Origin of the sequence: Trichococcus sp. (assembly GCF_049589555.1) — a bacterium.
In the GTDB taxonomy this organism is placed as follows: domain Bacteria; phylum Bacillota; class Bacilli; order Lactobacillales; family Aerococcaceae; genus Trichococcus.
Genome location: NZ_JBAWAZ010000324.1, coordinates 1 through 3,118, shown reverse-complemented (window position 1 = coordinate 3,118; position 3,118 = coordinate 1). Strand labels below are relative to the sequence as shown.

Sequence of the window (3,118 nt, the reverse complement as noted above, 5' to 3'; positions counted from 1 at the left end):
AGAAGCAGCTGTTTCTGCTAACACAACTAAAATAAACGGTATCTTGCTAACTGGCGGCAACAGTGTTGCACTGTCCGGTGGGAATTCAGAATCTAACCTGATGCTCATAGCGCCTAAAGCAGCGGTCGCACTAACAGGTTCTTATTCAATAAATGGTACGGTCATCGCAAATAGCTTCGACATAAGTGGCGGTGCGAGCCTCAAATATGCACACGTTGGTACAACGGGTTTTCCATTAGGATCTTCGGGGACTGCTGTTGATCCGGAACAGGGAGACATCATCAGTTCAGGGACAGTCATAGAAAACTAGCAGAAAGGTGGGAGAATGTGGCAGATTTTGAGAAGAAAAAATTAGGGGATTTGTTGAAAGAAGCGGGTCTCGTAACGGAACTGCAGATAGTGGAAGCAATCAGCATGAAAAAGCAGGATCAAAAATTAGGGGATTTGTTGGTTGATCAAGGTTATATCACCGAGAAACAATTACTGGATGCATTGGAAATCCAATTGAAATTAGAAAGTGTATCCTTATATCAGTATCCGATCGATATGTCCGTAGTGGAGCTGACATCAAAAGATTTTGCACGATCAAAATTATTGCTTCCGATCAAAAAAGAGAATACGCGCTTGATTGTGGCAATGAATGACCCTCTGGACTTCTATGCCATTGAGGAACTGGAATTTTCTACTGGCTATGTTGTAAGGCCAGTGATAGCGACACGGGATGACTTACTGCAGACAATCAACCGCTTATACGACTCAAAAGAAGTGAATATTGAGCACATTGAGGGTGAAGATGCTCCAGCGGTAAGGATCTTCAATCAACTGCTGGAAACGGGTGTATCGCTGCGGGCATCAGATATTCATCTGGATCAAACGGAGCGCCAAGTATCCGTTCGGTACCGCGTGGATGGACTGCTCCGGAATGAACGCCCTTTGCCGAAAACCTTGATGAACGCTTTGGTTGCTCGGATTAAAATCATAGCCGGATTGAACGTTACGGAAACGCGCCTGCCCCAGGACGGTCGTATCAGCACAACGGTTTTGGGGAAAAGAGTGAATTTGCGTGTGTCCACTTTGCCGACTGTTTTTGGTGAAAAAATTGTGCTGCGGATATTGGATATCTCCAATATGTTCAGAAAAGTAGAGGATATCGGCTTAGAGAAGGATATTTTAGCTGATTATCGGAAATTGATTGCCCTGCCGTCGGGACTGATTTTGTTGACAGGTCCGACCGGTTCAGGGAAAACGTCCACGCTGTACGGCTCCATCAATGAACTGAACCATCCAGAAAGTAATATTATAACGATCGAAGACCCGGTTGAATATCAACTCGAGGGCATCAACCAAGTTCAAGTCAATGCCCAGATTGGACTGACCTTTGCGACGGGCTTGCGTTCAGTCTTGCGTCAAGATCCAAATATCATCATGGTGGGGGAAATCCGGGATAAAGAAACGGCTGAGAACAGTGTGCGTGCGGCTCTGACCGGCCACTTGGTATTCAGCACGCTGCATACCAACAGCGCCATTGAGGCCATTCCCCGCTTGCTCGATATGGGGATAGAACCCTACTTGATTGTATCTGCCTTGAGCGGTGTCGTAGCGCAGCGGCTCGTCAAAACGATTTGCAAAGATTGTGCCGACACAAGAGAAGCAACGCCGGTTGAGCGGGAAATCTTTGAACGACGCAATCAGACAATCGACACGATCACCTTTGGCAGGGGCTGTGATGTTTGCCGTCATACCGGATATCGCGGACGGATGGCCATCCATGAATTGATTGTGATCACGGAAGAAGTAAGGCAGTTGATGATGAATCAGGCGTCCATCCAGGAAATCAAGCAACACATCAAGCAACAAGGGGTCCGCTTTTTGGTTGACGATGGGCTGATAAAAGTGAAGGCAGGCAAGACCACTTTGGAAGAGGTTTTGCGGGTTGCTTCGATCAATGAATAAGAGGGCAGAAACAATGGAACAATTGGATACGATATTAATCGCCGCATATGAAAAACAAGCTTCCGATGTCCATCTTGTCGTAGGCTCTGCGCCGGTTTTCCGGGTGGATGGAAAGCTGATTCCCCAAAAACAAGCTTCCCTTGCGCCTCAAGATACGGAGCAGTTTGCGAAAACTTGCCTTAGCCAAGACTCGTGGGATGTGCTGGAACAGAAACGGGAAATTGATTTTTCTTACGACATCGTTGGTATTGCCCGCTTCCGCGTGAATGTGTTCTATCAACGCAGTGCGCTTTCGCTTGCTTTTCGAATCATTTCAAAAGAAATTCCCAGTGTGGAAAGTCTAGGTCTCCCCGGAATCGCCAAAAAATTGGTTCAACAACCACACGGACTATTTTTGGTGACGGGTCCAACCGGCAGCGGGAAAAGCACCTCTCTGGCTGCGCTGATCGATTATGTGAACCAAACGATGAACCGACACATCATTACATTGGAAGATCCCATCGAATACCTGCATGTGCATAAACAATCCATCATTGAACAGAGGGAAGTCGGCTTCGATACCTTATCATTCAAAGACGGTCTGCGCGCGAGTCTGCGCCAAGATCCAGATGTCATTCTGGTGGGGGAGATGCGCGATATGGATACCATCTCCACGGCCATCACGGCATCGGAAACGGGTCATTTGGTCTTGGGAACGTTGCACACTTCCGATGCAGCCGGCAGCATTGAACGGATGATTGATGTCTTCCCAGGAGGGCAAAGGGAACAGATCCGTTTGATGCTGGCGAATGTGCTCTTGGGCATTTTGTCGCAGCGGTTGCTGCCGACCAAGAAAGCCAATGGTCGTGTGGCAGCGACCGAAATGTTGGTCAACAATGCAGCAATCAAGAATTTGATCCGGGCTGAAAAAATGCATCAAATCCCCAATGTGCTGCAGACATCCCTTGATCAAGGGATGCACACCATGGAGATGAGCATCAAGCGGCTTGTTGAAGAAGAAACAATCAGCCGGTCGCATCTATTGCCGTAGAAGGAAAATCGAAAAAAAGGAGGGTAATGATGGCTGTTTTTACCTATAAAGCGAAAACAACAGGCGGAAAACTGATGAAGGGAAAAATAGAGAGTAGCAATAAAAAAGAAGCGCTCAACGAACTCAGACACATGG

General features: G+C 47.3%; 3 protein-coding genes. All 3 read left to right on the top strand.

The annotated features are described in order from the left end of the window. The coding region (locus WBV27_RS11410) for a hypothetical protein (RefSeq protein WP_424202164.1) at window positions 1-310 on the top strand (310 nt) is incomplete at its 5' end. A gap of 17 nt (window positions 311-327) precedes the next feature. Then, window positions 328-1,953: a GspE/PulE family protein gene (locus WBV27_RS11405; RefSeq protein WP_424202162.1), complete on the top strand. Its 1,626-nt coding sequence runs from the start codon at window positions 328-330 to the stop codon at window positions 1,951-1,953. A gap of 13 nt (window positions 1,954-1,966) precedes the next feature. Continuing rightward, on the top strand, window positions 1,967-2,983 hold the full coding sequence (locus WBV27_RS11400) for a type IV pilus twitching motility protein PilT (protein WP_424202160.1): 1,017 nt from the start codon (window positions 1,967-1,969) through the stop codon (window positions 2,981-2,983). The last annotated feature ends 135 nt before the right edge of the window (window positions 2,984-3,118 follow it).

Excerpts from the sequence above, each read along its gene's own strand:
- WBV27_RS11400 (WP_424202160.1), top strand. The coding sequence starts at position 1,967 with ATGGAACAATTGGATACGATATTAATCGCCGCATATGAAAAACAAGCT.